Origin of the sequence: Nocardia sp. NPDC049190, assembly GCF_040648115.1 — a bacterium.
Classification (GTDB): domain Bacteria; phylum Actinomycetota; class Actinomycetes; order Mycobacteriales; family Mycobacteriaceae; genus Nocardia.
On sequence record NZ_JBEZDE010000008.1, the window covers coordinates 176,321 to 193,063 of the forward strand.

A 16,743-nucleotide genomic window follows, 5' to 3' on the forward strand; every position below is an offset into this window, starting at 1 on the left:
GCGAAAGCTTTCGCAGCAGCCAGCTGTGGTCCTCGGACTGGCAGACTTGTGCCGTGAGTGAAGTGCCCTGTGCGGGCGAACCGGGTGCGCGGGGAGCGCTGCGTCCGATCGAGCTGGCGACCGGCGCCGTGTTGGGGGGCGCGACCGTCGGCCTCGTCACCATTGGCTCGATAGTTCCGTTCGCGGCCGCGTTGCAGCTGGTCGCCGCGGTGCCGATGGGGTTGATCGCGCATCGCCATCGGCTGCGCACCCTGGTCACCGCGAGCATCGCGGCCACGCTGGTCACCTTCGTCGCGGCGGGTGTCGCGCCCGCGATCGGGTTGGTCGCCTCGGCGACGGTGGGCGGGATCATCGGCACGGTCAAGCGGCGACGCGGCGGCGTCGTCGCGGTGCTCGGACTGTCGACGCTGACCGGACTCGTCTGGGCGTCGTTCGCCATCGGGTCACTGCTGGCGATGTCCGCGGCCCGCGAACTGCTGTTCGACAATATGCGCAACGCCTCGCGCGGCATTCAGGATCTCGCGGGACGTCAGTCGCAGTTGGCCCCGCTCGGCCGGGCCGCCGCCGATCTCACCGACTCGGCGCTGCGCTGGTGGTGGGTGTGGGTCGCCGGGAGCGTCGCGCTAGGGATGATCGCCACCGGAGTGTTCTCCTGGTTCGTGCTCGGCTCGGTGTTGGACCGACTCGTCTGGCTGCCTGGACGGGATCGGCTCGACGCGGCGCGCGACGATCGGCCCATCGCGCCGCTGCCGGCTACTTTGCGCGGCGCCGGCTTCCGCTATCCAGGGGCAGCGCAGGACGCGCTGCGCGACATCGATCTCACCGTCGAGGTCGGCGAGTTCATCGCGGTGGTCGGTCACAACGGATCGGGCAAATCAACGCTGACCCGGCTGCTCGCGGGACTCCCCCCTACCTCGGGAACGGTCGAGCGGCCCGGGTCGGCCGGGCTCGGGCATCTCGGCGGGACCGCCTTGGTCTTGCAGCGGCCGGAGAGCCAGACCCTGGGCGTGCTCGTCGCCGATGACGTGGTGTGGGGATTGCCCACCGAGCGTGCCGACGAGGTGGATGTCGATGCGCTGCTCGGCGAGGTCGGTCTGGGCGGCATGGGCGCGAAGGAGACCGCCACGCTGTCCGGCGGACAGCAGCAGCGTCTGGCGGTCGCCGCGGCGCTGGCCCGGCGCCCCGCCCTGTTGATCGCCGACGAGGCGACCTCGATGCTCGATCCGGACGGCCGACGCGAGCTGGTCGACCTGCTTGCGGACCTGCCGAAACGACACTCGATGGCCGTAGTGCTGGTAACCCACCACGAGGCTGACGCCGACGCGGCCGACCGTGTGGTGCACTTGGCCGCCGGACGGTCGGTCGAGCACCTGCCCGCCTGGCCGCACCCGGTGCGCGACACCAGGCGAAGGCCGATGGGCGAGACGATTCTCGAACTGCATGACGTCCGGCACACCTACAACCGCGGAACCCCCTGGGAGGCACCGGCACTGCACGGCGTGGACCTTTCGGTCCGGCGCGGCGAGGCGCTGCTCGTCGTCGGCGGGAACGGATCGGGCAAATCCACCCTGGCCTGGATCATGGCCGGACTGATCGAACCGAGTTCCGGCCGATGCGAACTCGGCGGCAAGCCGGTCGCCAAGCAGATCGGACGTGTGGAACTCGCCTTCCAACATTCCCGGCTGCAGCTACAGAAGCAGACCGTCGGCGCGGAGATCGCGGATTGGGGCGGGCGAGCCACCGGGTCGGGTGCGGTCGGACGCGCGCTGGACGCGGTGGGACTGGACCGGGCTCTGGCCGCGCGTTCCATCGAGGAACTCAGCGGCGGACAGGCCAAGCGGGTGGTGCTCGCGGCGATCGTGGCGAGCCATCCGCACGTGGTCGTGCTCGACGAGCCGCTCGCGGGCCTCGACCCCGAAGGCCGGGCCGACATCGTCGAACTTCTTGCGCGGCTGCGAGATTCCGGCCTGACGCTGATCGTCATCTCCCATGACGTGGCGGACATGACCGCGGTGTGCGATCGCACGGTGCATCTGCGGTCGGGTCGGATGCTCGCGGCCGAGTCCGTACACGAGTCCACATCGGTCGCGAACAGTTTTGTGCCGCACAATAATTCCCAGCCGCTGCGCTCCCCCCGCGACGCCGCGTGGCGACTCGAACACGGAGGTCGATGATGTCGACTCGGTCACCGCGTGAGTTCCGAGCCCGCCGATGAGCACTGTGCTGTTTCGTCAGGTTCCGGTCGCCAGTCCGGTGCACCGGTTGTGGGCCGGCACCAAGATGATCGGGGCATTCCTGATCAGTCTGCTGCTGATGTTCCTGCCTTCCTGGCCGGTGCTCGGGGTGATGGTCGTCTTCTTGATTGTGGTCGGCGCGGTCGCACGGCTGCCGCTCGGAACGCTGCCACGGCTGCCGTGGTTGTTCTGGGCGCTGCTGGCAGCCGGAGCCCTGATCAATGTGCCGGTCGGTGGCGCGGCGGTGCTGCGTTACGCACAGGTGGTGGTGTTCGCCCTGATCCTGGTGGCCGCCTCGTTTCTCATCGCGTGGACCACGCCGATGAGCGACATCGCGCCCGCTCTGGCCACACTCGGCGCGCCGTTGCGCAAACTCCGGATGCCGGTGGACGAATGGGCTGTCGTCGTCGCACTGACCTTGCGTGGCCTTCCACTGCTGCTGGAGGAAATTCGCATCCTGCGCGCCGCTCGCCGACTCCGACCCAAAGACAACCTGCTCGTCCGTGCCGCTGACAACCAGCTCATCGACATCCTCACCGCGGCCATGGCCGTGTCCACCCGCCGCGCAGGCGAACTCGGCGAAGCGATCACCGCACGCGGCGGCACCGGACAGCTCACCGCCTATCCCAGCGCACCCGGCCGCCGCGACGCCGTCGCCCTTGTCCTGGTCGTCGTCCTCTGCCTCGGCGCCATCGGCCTACAACTGTTGCTCTGAACAAGAGCAGAGTGGGCTGTCGGTTCATACCGCGCAACTGAATTCCGGTCGGCTGCCGCCATCCCCCTGCAGTGTGGGAGATTTCCCGACGTCGGCGGTCCGGGTGGCACGCGCAGCACCCGCGCGACCGCCGATGGGCAGCGACCCCGACCACTCGAATAGCTTATGGCTATAACAGACTCTGGCCCGATAAAGAAGGAAAGGTTACCCATCAATTCGAGGTCTAAACGCCTCTAGCCACAGTACAGTTACCTACCGGAGTTGTTGTCTTCTACATCACATCACGGATGCGCACGTCCATTGGGGGAAGGAATTTCGGCGTGCGCCGCGTTCTCTAGTGCTTGAAACCTGATGAAGATTGGACACCGGAATGATTCTCCGCACAATCACGGCGGCTGTTGTGCCGCTTGTCGCCGCACTGACAGTCAGCGCGGCCACCGCCCATGCGGAAGCGCCCGCGGCGCCCGCGTCGAACATCGGGTATCAAGCCGAGTTGATCGGCGACCGAATCATCACGACCCTGACCGGGGGTCGGTTCGATGTGGCCGGCACCTCGGTCGATGTCAAGGACGATGCCGGGAACGTCGCGGTCACGCTGCCGCTGGCCTTCCGGCAGGACGGGCTCGAGTTCCCGCTGCCGTATGCCGTGCGGGACGCGGGCCGGGTACTGGAGCTCACCGTTGTCAAGGACGTCGCGCACGCGCGTCCGGTCGCCGCGTCCGTCGCGTCACCTTACGAAAACCAGCAGGCGATGAACGCGTTCCAATCGCAATTCGGCATCGCCACCGCGGTCGGCGGTTTCATCGGCACAGTCCTCGGTGGACTGGTCGGGCTGGTCTTCCTCATCACCGGACCGGGCGTCATCGCGAGCGTGCTGGCGGGTGCGGGCATCGGCGCGATCATCGGCACGATCGCGGTCGGCGGCCCCACCCTGGTCGTCGCCGGTATCGACCTTTTCAACACCCTCAACGCACCGCCCGGAACCACCAAGTGGATGGACGACACCGGCCACCCGAAGAACTGACGCGGCACGTGCACCCGCCGCACCTCTGATCACCGCCGGTTCGGTGCACGCCATGCTCATGTCCCACATCGCGATCGAGACACCGGGCGCCGTCCCGGACTAGCCCGAATAACACCCCGGCGGCACCGGCACCCCCGCGAACCGATCCGCCAGATACCTCATCGCCCGCGGCGCTTCGCCGATCGCCGTCGGATTATGGTTCGGCAGTGCCGAATGCACCGATGTGACGGTCGCACCCTGCGCGCAGTATCGGGCGACCAGCTCGGTGAACCCGGCGACGGGTATCACGTCGTCGGTCGTGCTGTGATAGAGGTACATCGGCACGATCGGGGCGCTGTTGCCGAGTTCCTGCGCCTTGGTCGCGGCCTGAAGGGCCGGGTGCGACAGAAGATCCGGGACCGCGGCGAACTCGTCGACCCGCGCACCGAAGTACTTCGGCACCAGATCGGACCCGCAGTCCGCGCCGTCGCGGGCCAACGCGGCCCGCCCACGGTCGTTGAGCAACGGGACACCGCTCTCGGGATTGTTGCGGACGATCGCGAACAGGATCAACATCGCAAGCCCCGCTTGCACAGTGCCGTCCGCCCCACGGGCGATGGCGAGCCAATCCGCGGGCACACCGCCCGAGGTGATTCCGGCGAAGCGCACGTCGGGCGCGTACCACGGTTGTATCTGCGCGGCCCACAGCGTGGCGAACGCACCACCCGAATAACCCCATGCGCCGATGGAGGTCGCCGGGCCGAGCCCGGCCGCCGGGAAGTCCCGAGCCGCTCGAATGCCGTCCAGCACACCGCGGCCGGCGTTGTCCCCTGCCAGGAACCGGGACTGCGGCCCCTCGTAGTCACTGGCCACTACGGCCCATCCGCGCCGTAGCGCCTCCACCATGAACGGCGTATCGATCAGGGTGTTGACCGCACCGGTCGCCCATCCGCCGCGTAGCGCGAACGAGGGTGCGCACCGCGTGCCGAGACTGTCCTCGGCGACCTGATACGACAGCAGCGGCCGCGTACCCGGCCCGAACCACGGCAGCATCGGCACCATGACGGTCGCGATGCCGAGCACTGGACTATCGCTCGCGTCGGTGGTCCGATAACCGACCTGCCATGCCGAAATCGGAAGAGGTAGACCGAACACCGCGATCGGCCGCGAGTCCAGGACCGCGCCGTTCGGATACGCGGCGAGATCAGCGGGCGGCGCGTAGAACGCGTCGACGTCCGGACGCGGGATGTCGGCGGACGCCGCGGGGACAGTGCTCGGCATCGAGACGAACAGCAGCGCCGCGAGCACGGTGGGCCAGATCAGTACGCGCACATCCCGGGTCCTCGCCTGCCTGCGGGCGGACGATCCATCGATCCTGCCCATCAGGGCCTCCCCAATCCGACGAGGCGCGATCGAAAGTGCGCCGGGTATCGTCCACACCGAGTCACTCCAGGCCTGCTGGTCATCAACCGTACTGTCGGGTCACCGCTGCGGCAACGGTCATCCACCGGTCAGGTCCACCGCCGCGGCTGTCCCTGGCGCTGGCCGCAGTGGTACGAAAATGCCCCTAGCGCACTCTGATCGCAGTGCGGCTCCGCCCGCTCGCGACGAGAGCGCAACGACGAGGCGTAGCAACGCGACACCCGCCTTCGAGCTGGTTCCCGAGTTGCCACCGAGGCCGGACCCTCACCCCGCTACTCGCGGGCAACTGACGCGGGAGCGGCGCGCGGCGGTCCGGCCGGATTTCGGCGAACGCCGCGCCCCGTTCGGCCTCACTCCGTGCGCAGCGCCTTCTTGGCCGCTTCCTGGGCGGAGTCGACCTGACTGGCGTACTTGTTCTTGGTCTTCTCGTCGATCAGGTCCCCGGCCTTGTCGATGACGACGTCGAGTTTGTCCGCGTTCTTCTGGGCCAAATCCATCGCCTTGTCGGCCAGATTCTTGAAATCCACCGTGCACTCCTCGGTCTCGCGCTGGTACCACCGCGGACCGACCCTACCCAGCGTCACCGCTCGGCGGAAAGCGCTCGGTCCGAGACCCGAGCCATGCCGGGTGCCACAGGCGCCCGGCTTCGGTCCAGTTCATGAACCGCACCGTGCCACCGAGTTTCGGCCTCACCCATACCGCTTCCTTGCGCTCCTCGGCGGTGAGGCCGTTGTCGAACGGGCAGGTCTTGCGTTCCAGTCCGCTCAGCCGCGCGGCCAGATCCCGCAGGTCATGCTCGGCGAATCCGGTCCCGACCCGTCCCACGTAGTACAGCCGACCGTCGTGCGGAATGCCGACCAGGAGCGATTTGAAGTTCCTGACCGCGCTGCGCCGCCACCCGCCGATCAGCACCTCTTGGGTGCGCCAGTTGCGCTGCTTCACCCACGAATGCCCGCGCTTACCCGGCAGATACACCGAGTCTTTGCGTTTCGCGACCACGCCCTCGAGCCGCTTCGCACGGCTGTAGCGCACCGCGTCGGCGCCCGAACCGTCCAATCGCGGCGGCACCAGCAGGGACGGCGCGTTCGCCGCCAGCGCCTCCAGCACCCGGCGGCGGTCGGAATACCTTTTGCGGACCAGCGAGGTGCCATCCAGATACAGCACGTCGAAGGCGACGAAGACCGCCCGCGCCGCGCCGGCCTGCAGCAGCCCGAGATTGGCGACACCGTGATCATCGAAAACCACGGCCTCGCCGTCCAGCACCACACGGTGTCCGTCCAGTTCCCTGGCGATTTCCCGCATCCCCGGGTAGCGATCGGTCACCACGTTCCCCGCTCGGCTGCGCACCGTGAGAGCGCCGGAGTCGATCTCGGCGATGAGGCGGAATCCGTCCCACTTCGTCTCGAAACACCACTCGTCGGCGTCGAGTTCCGCGACATCACCCGGGGTCGCCAGCATCGGCGCGAGGCCGCGCGGAAACGGCGGGGCTCCGCTCGACGGGCGGATGACGTGGCCCCCGGAGGGCTCGACGTCGGCGACCGTGATGTCCGTGTTGTCCGTGATGTCCGTGTTGTCCGCCGGCATGCCTTGCCGCTCCCGCATCAGGTGCATCAGCCACTGGTTGCCCTTGGTCTGGATCAACGCGTACCGCCCGTTGAGCCGCCTGCCGTGGAAATCGACGATCACCTCGTCGTCGCGCCACTTCTCGGTGTCGTAGGTGCCGGAATCCCAGATCGTCATCTCGCCAGCGCCGTACTCCCCCTTCGGAATGGCGCCGTGGAAATCGAGGTACTCCAGCGGATGGTCCTCGGTGCGCACGGCGAGCCGATTCTGGTCCGACGAAGTCGGCGGGCCTTTCGGAACCGCCCAGGACACCAGTACTCCGTCGCGCTCCAACCGCACGTCCCAGTGCAGCCGCCGCGCGTGATGTTCCTGCACGACGTACCGGTTGTCGGTCCCCGGTTCGGGTCGTTCGACGGGAACCGGCTCCGGTGTGCGCGCTGGATCACGCATCGACCGGTATTTCGTCAGCGCGTCCGGTCCGGACTCCGCGGTCGCGGAGTTATCGGCCGCGAACGGCGGATCCAGCCCGACGAGCAAGTCGCCATCCGACCGGTATCTGGCGAGGACCTCATCGAAACGCAAGTGCCGCAGTGCCTTCCGGGCCTCGATCTCTTTCCAGGTCCGCGGCGCCGCGACGTTGGGCTGCTGACGTCCGCGCAGCGAGTAGGGCGCTATAGTGGTCTTGGCCGGGTTGTTCTGACTCCAGTCCAGAAAGACCTTTCCGCCGCGCGCCGATTTCGCCATCGTCGCGGTGACCAGATCCGGGTGCAACTTCTCGAGATTCGCGGCCACCTGCTTGGCCACCGTAGACGCGCCACCAGGGCTCAGCTCCCGATCCAGCGGGACGTACAGGTGAATTCCCTTGCTACCGCTGGTGACCGGAAACGCGGGCAGGCCGATCCCCTCGACCATGTCGCGCACCGCCAGCGCCACCCTGGCGCATTCGGCGAGCCCGGCTCCGGGGCCGGGATCGAGATCGAAGACCAGCCGGGTTGCCGGACCCACTCGATCTCCGTCGAAGCGCCATTGCGGCACATGGACTTCCAAGGATGCCTGCTGGCCGAGCCAGGCGAGCCCGGCTTCGGAATCGATCACCGGGTAGACGACCTTGCGGTCGGAATGCTGCAGCGCGTGCCGCTCCAGCCAAGACGGCGCGTGCGACGCGAGATTCTTCTCGAAGAACGACGGCTCGTCGACGCCATTCGGCCAGCGTTTCCTGGTGACCGGCCGCCCAGCGATGTGCGCGAGCATGGCGGGCGCGATCGCCGAATAGTAGGCGATGACTTCGCCTTTGGTGGTGCCGGTCGCCGGATACAGCACCTTGTCGAGGTTGCTCAACTCAACCTCGACACCACCGAACATCCGGCGCGACACCATAGCCGCAGTGTAGAGGCGGGGACCGGCATTCGGCCCCCGCCACGACCTCAGGCTTGCGGCCCGGGCTGGTCGGGCGGGACCACCTTCTTGGCGGCCTCCTTGCCTTTCTCGATCTTGTCCGAGTACTTGCCGTGCGTCTTCTGGTCGATGAAGTCACCGGCCTTGTCGACCGCGTCGTTGATCTTGTCGGCGTTCTTGGCCGCCGCTTCCTTCCCCTTGTCGAGCAGGCCCTTCAGACTGTCCGCGAGACTCATCGCCGTCGTTCCTTCCTGTAGCCCAACTAACCGGAGTGATTCAGCCGATATTGTCCCACCAGCCATCCCCTGGCGGAACGTCCCCCGGATCCACACGCTGCCCCGGCATCGGCACCGCGACGGAGGTACCAGCGGCACGCGCGGCCGCCACCATCCGCTGTACCGGCTCGGACCAACCATGGAAAGCGAGATTGAACGTCGCCCAATGGATAGGCACGAGCAGACCGTGGCCGGGATCGCCGCCACACAGGTCGGCGTGCGCCCGGACCGCCTCCTCCGGGTTCATGTGCACATCCGGCCAACGCTCGTCGTAGGCGCCGATCGGCAGCAGCGTCAGATCGAACGGACCGAGCGCCGTGCCCGCCGCGCCGAAGGCTTTGGTATATCCGGTATCACCGCCGAAATAGGCCCGCCGCGACGGGCCGACGATCGACCACGACGCCCACAAGGTGGTATTGCGGAGCAGACCACGCCCGGAGAAGTGCCGAGCCTCGGTACAGGTGATCGTCAAATCGGCGCCGTCCCGATCTCGCCCCAGAGCGGCGAGCGACACCGAACCGCCCCAGTCCAATTCGACGATCCGATTCTCCGGGACGCCCCAGTGCCGCAAATGCGCACCGATGCCGATCGGCACGAGAAACGGAGCGCTCTGGCGCCGCACCAGTTCTCGGACCGTCTCCTTGTCCAAGTGGTCATAATGGTCGTGCGAGATGAGCACCACGTCCACCACAGGCAATTCGGACAGCGGTTGCGGCACCGGGTGCAGCCGTGCCGGCCCGACCATCGCCGATGGCGAAACCCGTTCGCTCCACACCGGGTCGGTGAGAATCCGATACCCGTCGACCTCGACCAGCGTGGTGGCGTGGCCGTACCAGGTGACGGCAAGATCGGCCGCCTCTGGTGGCGCTTGTGGGGTCTGCAGCGGAACCGGCCCCGATGGCTTGCCCACATTGCGCCGGGTCAGGGCCGAGAACAGTAGTGACGGCGCCGAGCCAGCGGCCAACTGGCTGCTGGGTTCGGAGTTGTGGAACTGGCGGTTGCGGTAGGTCGTCGCGCCCGCCGCATACGGCTGAATCGCTGAGATCGAAGCACCCATCGCCGACGGAATGCCCCATATCGCCCGAACCACCCAGGTGATACCGAGCGCGCCCGCGGCTACTCCGGCCATACGTCGAATGCCCATCATCGCCCCCTGAACTCGGCCGTACGCTTCTGTTGTCTGGCCAGGCGCCCTTCCCTGGCATCCTCGCTCATCCACGCCGCCTCCAGGGCCGCACGCTGCCGGGAGCTCTCCGGGTCACGCGCGCCGTCGTCGTTGAGCACCAGTTTCATGTGCCGCAGCGACAGCGGTGCCAGCGCGGCAATCTGCTTCGCCCAGACCTGCGCATCGGCGAGGGTGCCGAGCCGGTTGGCGAACCCGAAGGCGTAGGCGTCGACCGCTTGCACCTGCTCGGCGCCGAACAGCATGGTCCTGGCCGGTCCGCCACCGATCAGCGAGACAAGTTTGCGCATGGTCCAGCGGTCCACCGTGATGCCGAGTTTGGCGGCCGGGATCGCGATGTATCCCTCCGGCGCGAGCACCCGCAGATCCGAGGCGAGCGCCAGCTGCACACCCGCACCGATGGCGCCACCGTTGATCGCCGCGATCACCGGGACCGGCGCGGATTCGATGGTGTCGAGCATCGCCACCAACCCCGAGACGAACTCGTCGGAGTACACGCCGGAGAGATCGGCGCCCGCACTGAAGATCGGGCCGCGTCCGGTCAACACGATGACCCGCGCCTGGTCTGCGACGGCGGCCAGGACGGCTGCACGCAACAGCGTCACGAGTTCGACATTGAGGGCATTGCGACGCTCCTCCCGCTGAAGTTCGATGGTGACCACATCACCATCGCGGCTTACGCCGAGCATGCAACCTCCCCAACTGAACAGTCCATCTGGTCTCTTCACTCTGCCACAGCCGAGCGCCCATTCTATGCCGGGCGATACGATCACCGGCTGTGCCGACAGACTTCGACATCCTGGTGATCGGCGCAGGTCAGGCGGGGCTGTCGGCCGGTTACCACCTCCAGCGCCTCGGACTGCGTCGCGAGCATGACTTTCTCATCGTGGATCATGCCCCTGGCCCCGGCGGGGCCTGGCAGTTCCGTTGGCCCTCGCTGACCTTGGACACGGTCAATCGAGTGCACGACCTGCCTGGCATGTCATTCGCCGAAACGTTGCCGCCCGATTCGCAGACCGCACCGGCCGCGATCGCGGTTCCGCACTACTACGAGCTGTACGAGAAGCGGTTCGACCTACGGGTACACAGACAGGTGTCGGTCACCGTGGTCTGCGACCGCACCGAGGACGGCAGCCCGACCCAGCGTGGTCCGGTGCTCAACGCCGAAACCGACACGGCGGGCACCATTCGGGTGCGCGGCCTGATCAACTGCACCGGTACCTGGGAACATCCATTCATTCCGCACTATCCGGGCGCGGAGACTTTCGCCGGCCGCCAGCTGCACACTCGCCAGTACCGCACCGCCGAGGAGTTCGCGGGCAAGCACGTCGTCGTGGTCGGCGGCGGCGTCTCGGCAGTGCAACTGCTCGATGAGATCTCTCAGGTCACCACGACCACCTGGGTGACAAGGACGCCGCCGCGCTTCCGCGATACCACCTTCACCGAGGATGTTGGGCGAACCGCCGTCGCGCTGGTCGAAGATCGGGTGCGACGCGGACTGCCACCCGGCTCGGTGGTGTCGGTCACCGGCCTGCGGCTCGACGACCGGCTGCGGGCGGCCGAGGCGCGCGGTGCGCTCGAGCGGCTGCCGATGTTCGAGCGCATCGAGCCCGGCGGGGTGCGCTGGGCAGACAATTCGTTCCAGCGAGCCGAGGTGATCGTCTGGGCGACCGGGTTCCGCAGCGCACTCGACCATCTGGCGCCGCTGCGGCTGCGGGGTCCCGGCGGCGGGATCACCATGACCGGACGGCTCGCCACCCAGGTAGCCGCCGATCCTCGAATCCATCTGATCGGCTACGGGCCCTCGGCGAGCACCATCGGCGCCAATCGTGCGGGGCGCGCGGCGGCAGCAGAACTCACCGACCAGCTCGGTTTGCGCTGACGGGCCGATCGGTGGTCCGTCGGTCAGTTCACCAAGCCCGCCGTGAAGGTCGCCGGGTCGGGGCCGATACGCGCGCCACTGTCCAGCGCACTGATCGCCGCCATCTGCTCCGGAGTGAGTTCGAAGCCGAACACATCGAAGTTCTCCGCGATCCGCGACGCCGTGACCGACTTCGGGATGACGATGTTCCCCAACTGCAGGTGCCAGCGGATGATGACCTGCGCCGGAGTGCGCTCGACCGCGGCGGCCACAGCGGCCACAGCGTTGTCATCGAGCACCGTGCCTTGCCCGAGTGGACTCCACGCCTCGGTCGCGATCGCATTCGCCGCATGGAACTCGCGCAGTTCTTCCTGGGCAAATCGGGGGTGCAGCTCGATCTGGTTCACCGCCGGGATCTCACCGGTCTCGGTGATGATCCGCTGCAGGGCCGCAATGGTGAAGTTGGAGACGCCGATCGACTTGATCCGCCCCTGCGACTTCAGCACCTGGAAGGCGCGGAAGCTGTCGACGAACCGATCCGCGACGGCCACCGGCCAGTGAATGAGGTAGAGGTCGAGGTAGTCCAGGCCGAGCCGGTCGAGGCTGGCGTCGAAGGCGCGCAGCGTGGAGTCGTAGCCCTGATCGGAGTTCCACAGTTTGGTCGTGACGTAGATCTCGTCACGCGGCAGGCCGAACTCGCGGATCGCACGACCGGTGCCCTCTTCATTCCCGTAGATCGCGGCAGTGTCGATGCTGCGGTAGCCCATCTCCAGCGCGGTGGTGACGGTCTGGAAGACATCCTCGGCAGGCACCTGGAACACCCCGAAGCCGAGCTGCGGGATTACGTTCCCGTCGTTCAGCACAATCGACGGAACGGCGCTGGTCTCGCTTTTGAAGGTCACATTCCGACGGTAGAAGTGTGGCGGCGAACCGTCAATCACGCCCTCGGGCGTGTTGTCTTATAGTTTGCTGATCCTTCGGAGTTACCGTGGCAATACGCAAGCCGCCCGAGACCTCCGGCCACCTCGGTCAACCCGCCATATCGGGCATCCCCAGCCTGCGGTAGCGTGCCTTCCGCGCCGCGAGCAACTCCGGTTCCGATCGGGTGCGCAGGTCCGCCAGTTCACTCGCGATCGCGGCTACCATCCGGCGAGCGAAGTCCACGGGCTCGTCGGCCGCGTCGTCGAACTCGGGCACGATACGGTCGACCACGCCGTCGGCGAGCAGATCGGGTGCGCTGATATGTTGCGCCGCGGCGAGTTCCGCGGCATGCGCGGTGTTACGGAACACCAGGGCGCTCGCACCCTCCGGCGGTAGCGGAGCAAGCCAGCCGTGCGTCGCGGCGAGCACCCGGTCGGCGGGCAGCAATGCCAGCGCGCCACCACCGGAACCCTGGCCGAGCAGTACCGAGATGGTCGGAGTATCCAAGGTCACCAGATCCGCTATGCAGCGCGCGATTTCGGGCGCGAGGCCATGCTCCTCCGCCTCCTTGGACAATGCCGCGCCCACCGTGTCGATCACCAGCACCAAGGGCAGTCGCAGCTCCTGTGCGAGCGCCATACTGCGCCGCGCTTCGCGCAACGCGGCGGGACCCATTGTGTTCTCCCCGTGCTGTCCCCGCCGATCGTGACCGAATACCACGCATGGCTGCCCATGGAAACGCCCGAGTGCGTGCACCACCGTACGATCCGACTCGCCCTGCCCGGTCCCACTGAGTGGAACCCGGTGCGTCACACGACGTAACAGTTCACGGATGCCAGGACGCTCCGGGCGCCGCGAGGCCAGAACCGACTGCCACACCGCCTCGGACTTCGGTCGCATCGAGACGCCCTCTGATTGATCCAGTTCTGACACACCGACATTCAGATAGTCGCCGGGTGCGACATGCACGTCGGACATGGGCGATCCGGCGTCTCGCGACCACCCGCGGCGCGATTCCGGCGCGATCGACTCACGACCCGACGCGGTATCACGCCGAGCCGCAACGGAATCCGACAGCTGGACGCCGCTGAACACGCTCAACGCACGATGAGCGATTCGACGAAAGACCGAGACCGCGAGGACACCGTCGATCACGCCACGGCGGTAGAGATTCTCCGCGGTCTGCACGCCTTCGGGAAATGGTTTGCCGTACAAAGCCTCGTAGACGCGGGGACCGAGAAAGCCGATGAGTGCGCCGGGCTCGGCGAAAGTGATGTGCCCCAGCGACCCCCATGAGGCGAAAACGCCACCCATGGTGGGGTTACGCAGGTAGACGAGATAGGGATGACCGGAGGATTTGTGTTCGGCAACCGCACCGGCGATCTTCACCATCTGCACGAAGGCGACAGTGCCCTCCTGCATCCGGGTACCGCCTGAGGTCGGCGAGGCAACCAGTGGCAGACCGAGTTCGGTGGCACGTTCGACCGCCTGGACGATCCGCTCCGCAGCGGCAACCCCGATCGAACCCGCCAGAAAACCGAACTCGCAGGCGATGACGGCTACCCGGCGACCACGCAGCCGGCCCTCCCCGGTGAGCACCGATTCATCGGTTCCCGCCGCGGTCGACGCCTTCCGCAGCGCATCGCGATACTGCGGAGTCGCGGCCAGGGCCACCGGCGGCCGGTCCCAACTGATGAACGACTCCGCATCGAGCAGTTGCTCGAGCAGCTCCCGCGCCGACATACGCACCGGGCGAGCCTATCCGGACGAACCCGGTGCGCTCGGGATGCCGCGCGCGAACTCAGTAGCCTTGCATCACCTTGCGCAGCGCGTACTCGGTGAGCGCGACCAGCGCCTGCTTGGCCGGATCACGACGACGGGCATCGATGGACATGATCGGTACATCGGCAGGAACGGCCAGCGCCTGCCGGATGTCCTCGATCGGATACCGCGGTGCGTCATCGAATTCGTTCAGCGCCACCAAGAAAGGTAAGCCGCGCGCCTCGAAATAGTCGACCGCCGCGAAGCTGTCCTCCAGCCTGCGGGTGTCGACCAGCACCACGGCACCGATGGCGCCGCGGATCAAGTCGTCCCACATGAACCAAAATCGGTACTGGCCCGGCGTTCCGAACAGATACAACACCAGATCATCGGCGAGACTGATGCGGCCGAAGTCCATCGCCACGGTCGTGGTCGACTTCATCGGAATACCGGTCAGATTATCGATACCAGTGCTGGCATTGGTCACCAATGCCTCGGTGCGCAGCGGAACGATCTCCGAGACGGCACCGACCAACGTGGTCTTGCCGACACCGAAGCCACCCGCGACCACGATCTTCGCTGAGGTCGGCTTGCTGGTACGGGTATCGATTTGCGCCGTCGAATTAAATACGCCGGAGTCCACTGAGAACCCTTTCGATCAGCTCGCGACGTTCATCGTCGCTGGAATCGTCTTTCAAAGTTGCCGACACGCGTACGTGCCCGGCCTCGATCAGGTCGGCCACGAGCACACGGGCCACCCCGATGGGTATACCCAGTCGGGCTGCTACCTCGGCAACGGACGGCGATTCTCTGCACAACTCCACAATTGATGTCTCGATGTTGGTCAGCTCGAACTGCCGCTCCAGGGCGACCGGATGCGATGCGACCAGCGCCTCCAACGCCAACTCCACTGCCGGCCTGGTACGGCCTGCGGTCAATGAGTATGGGCGTACCAGGCTCGGCTCAACGCTCCCCATGCGGTGATCTTCTATGTCCATCCCACCATCAGGAACCCATCGTGACGCGTGGCGTGGCCTGAACAGTCTGACCAACACGCTCGACCAACAGAGCCATCTCGTAGCCGACCTGACCGATGTCACACGACGTGTTGGTCAGCACCGCGAGATAGGAGCCGTCGCCGACTGCCATGAGCAGCAGGTAGCCGTGCTCCATCTCGACGACTGACTGCAGCACGGTGCCGCCCTCGAACAGGTTCGAAACGCCGACTGACAGGCTGGCCAGACCGGCCGTGACAGCCGAGAGCTGTTCGGCGCGGTCGACGGGCAGTTGGGCGCTGGCGGCCATGAGTAGGCCGTCAGCCGAAACCAGGACAGCATGGGCTACGCCAGGAACCTCGTTGGCAAAATTCGAAACCAGCCAATCCAGCTGACGATTCGTACCACCTAGATCGGGGTTCATCGGTCTCCTTTATCTCCGGTTAGGTTCATTGCTCTCATTGCGCGGCCATCCCGGACGCCCTGCTGGTGACGACTCAAGCTGGACCTGATCGTTTCTGGGTCGCGGTGCGGAGCTCGCTCCACCGCACCGTTGACGGCGCCCGGGACAAGCCTTCCGCCCGGATTGCGTTGCGGCAACCCCGCCGCCGTCTTTCGTTCGGGCTGTACCTCGCTCGCGCGGCGCGCCGCCTGCCAGCCTTCGTCACCCGGCGAATCGAATGACGCGGCTGCCTGGGACCGGTCGGCGTTGGGATCGGAAAGCCACGCCGACATCATCTCCGCGAAAATCGGCGTACCCATCGACGACTCCGACTCGGCCGCGGGCTGCAGCCTGGTCTGGAAGAACGATGCCGTCTTCGCCGGGTTGGACCGGAAGCTGTGCTTGCCTGGATCACGTCCCTGCGCGACCGCGGACTGCTCACCACTCGCGTTCGCAGCGTGGCGATCGCGTTGCGGCAGACCGACTCCTGGCGGCACCACCTCTCGTTGCGGCACCTGGGCGCCCGGCCGCCGCTGCGGCAGACCGGTCGGCGCGGCCTCGCGCTGCGGCAGGCTCGCCGCCGTGGACGGCCGCTGCGGCAGACCACTGTCGGCCGGATCGCGCCGATGCAAACCATTCGCGGCCGGCTCGCGCTGCGGCAAACCATACGCGGCCGGCAACGAACCCGAGTTCGGCTCCCGCTGCGGCAAACCAGAAGGAGCCGAATCACGCTGCGGCAAACCATGAACAGCAGGCAACGAACCCGAGTTCGATTCCCGCTGCGGCAAACCAGAAGGAGCCGAATCACGCTGCGGCAAACCATGAACAGCAGGCAACGAACCCGAGTTCGGCTCCCGCTGCGGCAAACCAGAAGAGGCCGAATCACGCTGCGGCAAACCATGAACAGCAGGCAACGAACCCGAGTTCGATTCCCGCTGCGGCAAACCAGAAGGAGCCGAATCACGCTGCGGCG

The 16,743-nt window shown here is 66.9% G+C and carries 16 protein-coding genes; 4 read left to right on the forward strand and 12 right to left on the reverse strand.

What is annotated here, in order from left to right; all coding sequences use genetic code 11:
* Nucleotides 1-53: 53 nt before the first annotated feature.
* The 3 genes from AB0B25_RS10165 (at nucleotide 54) to AB0B25_RS10175 (ending at nucleotide 3,973) form a co-directional block, all read left to right on the forward strand.
* Nucleotides 54-2,174 carry an ATP-binding cassette domain-containing protein gene (locus AB0B25_RS10165; RefSeq protein ID WP_357176896.1) on the forward strand — a complete coding sequence of 707 codons (2,121 nt, stop codon included), beginning with the start codon at nucleotides 54-56 and terminating at the stop codon, nucleotides 2,172-2,174.
* Between the two features lie 37 nt (nucleotides 2,175-2,211).
* A complete protein-coding gene (locus AB0B25_RS10170) occupies nucleotides 2,212-2,949 on the forward strand; it encodes an energy-coupling factor transporter transmembrane protein EcfT (protein ID WP_357176897.1) in 738 nt (245 codons plus the stop codon).
* Between the two features lie 370 nt (nucleotides 2,950-3,319).
* Nucleotides 3,320-3,973, forward strand: a complete 654-nt coding sequence (locus tag AB0B25_RS10175; RefSeq protein WP_357176898.1) for an ammonium transporter — start codon at nucleotides 3,320-3,322, stop codon at nucleotides 3,971-3,973.
* Between the two features lie 99 nt (nucleotides 3,974-4,072).
* On the opposite strand, the gene AB0B25_RS10180 is transcribed toward AB0B25_RS10175, so the two are convergent.
* The 6 genes from AB0B25_RS10180 to AB0B25_RS10205 form a co-directional block, all read right to left on the reverse strand.
* The gene (locus AB0B25_RS10180; RefSeq protein ID WP_357176899.1) at nucleotides 4,073-5,335 is read right to left on the reverse strand and encodes a lipase family protein; all 1,263 of its coding nucleotides are present in this window, start codon (nucleotides 5,333-5,335) and stop codon (nucleotides 4,073-4,075) included.
* Nucleotides 5,336-5,724: 389 nt separating this feature from the next.
* A complete protein-coding gene (locus tag AB0B25_RS10185) occupies nucleotides 5,725-5,901 on the reverse strand; it encodes an antitoxin (RefSeq protein ID WP_357176900.1) in 177 nt (58 codons plus the stop codon).
* A 43-nt stretch (nucleotides 5,902-5,944) separates the two neighbouring features.
* Nucleotides 5,945-8,314, reverse strand: a complete 2,370-nt coding sequence (locus tag AB0B25_RS10190) for an ATP-dependent DNA ligase (RefSeq protein WP_357176901.1) — start codon at nucleotides 8,312-8,314, stop codon at nucleotides 5,945-5,947.
* Between the two features lie 47 nt (nucleotides 8,315-8,361).
* Nucleotides 8,362-8,568 (reverse strand): antitoxin, encoded by a 207-nt coding sequence (locus AB0B25_RS10195; RefSeq protein ID WP_357176902.1) that lies wholly within the window; start codon nucleotides 8,566-8,568, stop codon nucleotides 8,362-8,364.
* 40 nt (nucleotides 8,569-8,608) lie between these two features.
* Nucleotides 8,609-9,751 (reverse strand): MBL fold metallo-hydrolase, encoded by a 1,143-nt coding sequence (locus AB0B25_RS10200; RefSeq protein WP_357176903.1) that lies wholly within the window; start codon nucleotides 9,749-9,751, stop codon nucleotides 8,609-8,611.
* Nucleotides 9,751-10,479 carry an enoyl-CoA hydratase gene (locus AB0B25_RS10205; protein ID WP_357176904.1) on the reverse strand — a complete coding sequence of 243 codons (729 nt, stop codon included), beginning with the start codon at nucleotides 10,477-10,479 and terminating at the stop codon, nucleotides 9,751-9,753. Before AB0B25_RS10205 ends, AB0B25_RS10200 begins: the two co-directional genes overlap by 1 nt.
* A gap of 89 nt (nucleotides 10,480-10,568) precedes the next feature.
* Between AB0B25_RS10205 and AB0B25_RS10210 the strand changes: the two genes are divergently transcribed.
* The gene (locus AB0B25_RS10210) at nucleotides 10,569-11,672 is read left to right on the forward strand and encodes an NAD(P)-binding domain-containing protein (RefSeq protein ID WP_357176905.1); all 1,104 of its coding nucleotides are present in this window, start codon (nucleotides 10,569-10,571) and stop codon (nucleotides 11,670-11,672) included.
* Nucleotides 11,673-11,695: 23 nt separating this feature from the next.
* Here AB0B25_RS10210 and AB0B25_RS10215 read toward each other — a convergent pair whose 3' ends face one another.
* The 6 genes from AB0B25_RS10215 to AB0B25_RS10240 form a co-directional block, all read right to left on the reverse strand.
* Nucleotides 11,696-12,553 (reverse strand): aldo/keto reductase, encoded by an 858-nt coding sequence (locus AB0B25_RS10215; protein ID WP_357176906.1) that lies wholly within the window; start codon nucleotides 12,551-12,553, stop codon nucleotides 11,696-11,698.
* A gap of 127 nt (nucleotides 12,554-12,680) precedes the next feature.
* The gene (locus AB0B25_RS10220; RefSeq protein ID WP_357176925.1) at nucleotides 12,681-14,315 is read right to left on the reverse strand and encodes a carboxyl transferase domain-containing protein; all 1,635 of its coding nucleotides are present in this window, start codon (nucleotides 14,313-14,315) and stop codon (nucleotides 12,681-12,683) included.
* Nucleotides 14,316-14,373: 58 nt separating this feature from the next.
* Nucleotides 14,374-14,976 (reverse strand): ATP/GTP-binding protein, encoded by a 603-nt coding sequence (locus AB0B25_RS10225; protein ID WP_357176907.1) that lies wholly within the window; start codon nucleotides 14,974-14,976, stop codon nucleotides 14,374-14,376.
* Nucleotides 14,957-15,331, reverse strand: coding sequence for a DUF742 domain-containing protein (locus tag AB0B25_RS10230; protein ID WP_357176908.1), 375 nt, complete (start codon nucleotides 15,329-15,331; stop codon nucleotides 14,957-14,959). Before AB0B25_RS10230 ends, AB0B25_RS10225 begins: the two co-directional genes overlap by 20 nt.
* Nucleotides 15,332-15,338: 7 nt before the next feature.
* Nucleotides 15,339-15,752, reverse strand: a complete 414-nt coding sequence (locus AB0B25_RS10235) for a roadblock/LC7 domain-containing protein (RefSeq protein ID WP_011207200.1) — start codon at nucleotides 15,750-15,752, stop codon at nucleotides 15,339-15,341.
* Nucleotides 15,749-16,480, reverse strand: a complete 732-nt coding sequence (locus AB0B25_RS10240; RefSeq protein WP_357176909.1) for a hypothetical protein — start codon at nucleotides 16,478-16,480, stop codon at nucleotides 15,749-15,751. Before AB0B25_RS10240 ends, AB0B25_RS10235 begins: the two co-directional genes overlap by 4 nt.
* Nucleotides 16,481-16,743 lie beyond the last annotated feature (263 nt).

What these genes read in the sequence shown, in the direction of transcription:
- AB0B25_RS10175 (WP_357176898.1), top strand. Translation starts at nt 3,320, where the DNA reads ATGATTCTCCGCACAATCACGGCGGCTGTTGTGCCGCTTGTCGCCGCA.
- AB0B25_RS10220 (WP_357176925.1), bottom strand. Translation starts at nt 14,315, where the DNA reads ATGTCGGCGCGGGAGCTGCTCGAGCAACTGCTCGATGCGGAGTCGTTC.
- AB0B25_RS10190 (WP_357176901.1), bottom strand. Translation starts at nt 8,314, where the DNA reads ATGGTGTCGCGCCGGATGTTCGGTGGTGTCGAGGTTGAGTTGAGCAAC.
- AB0B25_RS10205 (WP_357176904.1), bottom strand. Translation starts at nt 10,479, where the DNA reads ATGCTCGGCGTAAGCCGCGATGGTGATGTGGTCACCATCGAACTTCAG.
- AB0B25_RS10195 (WP_357176902.1), bottom strand. Translation starts at nt 8,568, where the DNA reads ATGAGTCTCGCGGACAGTCTGAAGGGCCTGCTCGACAAGGGGAAGGAA.
- AB0B25_RS10200 (WP_357176903.1), bottom strand. Translation starts at nt 9,751, where the DNA reads ATGGGCATTCGACGTATGGCCGGAGTAGCCGCGGGCGCGCTCGGTATC.
- AB0B25_RS10180 (WP_357176899.1), bottom strand. Translation starts at nt 5,335, where the DNA reads ATGGGCAGGATCGATGGATCGTCCGCCCGCAGGCAGGCGAGGACCCGG.
- AB0B25_RS10235 (WP_011207200.1), bottom strand. Translation starts at nt 15,752, where the DNA reads ATGAACCCCGATCTAGGTGGTACGAATCGTCAGCTGGATTGGCTGGTT.
- AB0B25_RS10230 (WP_357176908.1), bottom strand. Translation starts at nt 15,331, where the DNA reads ATGGACATAGAAGATCACCGCATGGGGAGCGTTGAGCCGAGCCTGGTA.
- AB0B25_RS10170 (WP_357176897.1), top strand. Translation starts at nt 2,212, where the DNA reads ATGAGCACTGTGCTGTTTCGTCAGGTTCCGGTCGCCAGTCCGGTGCAC.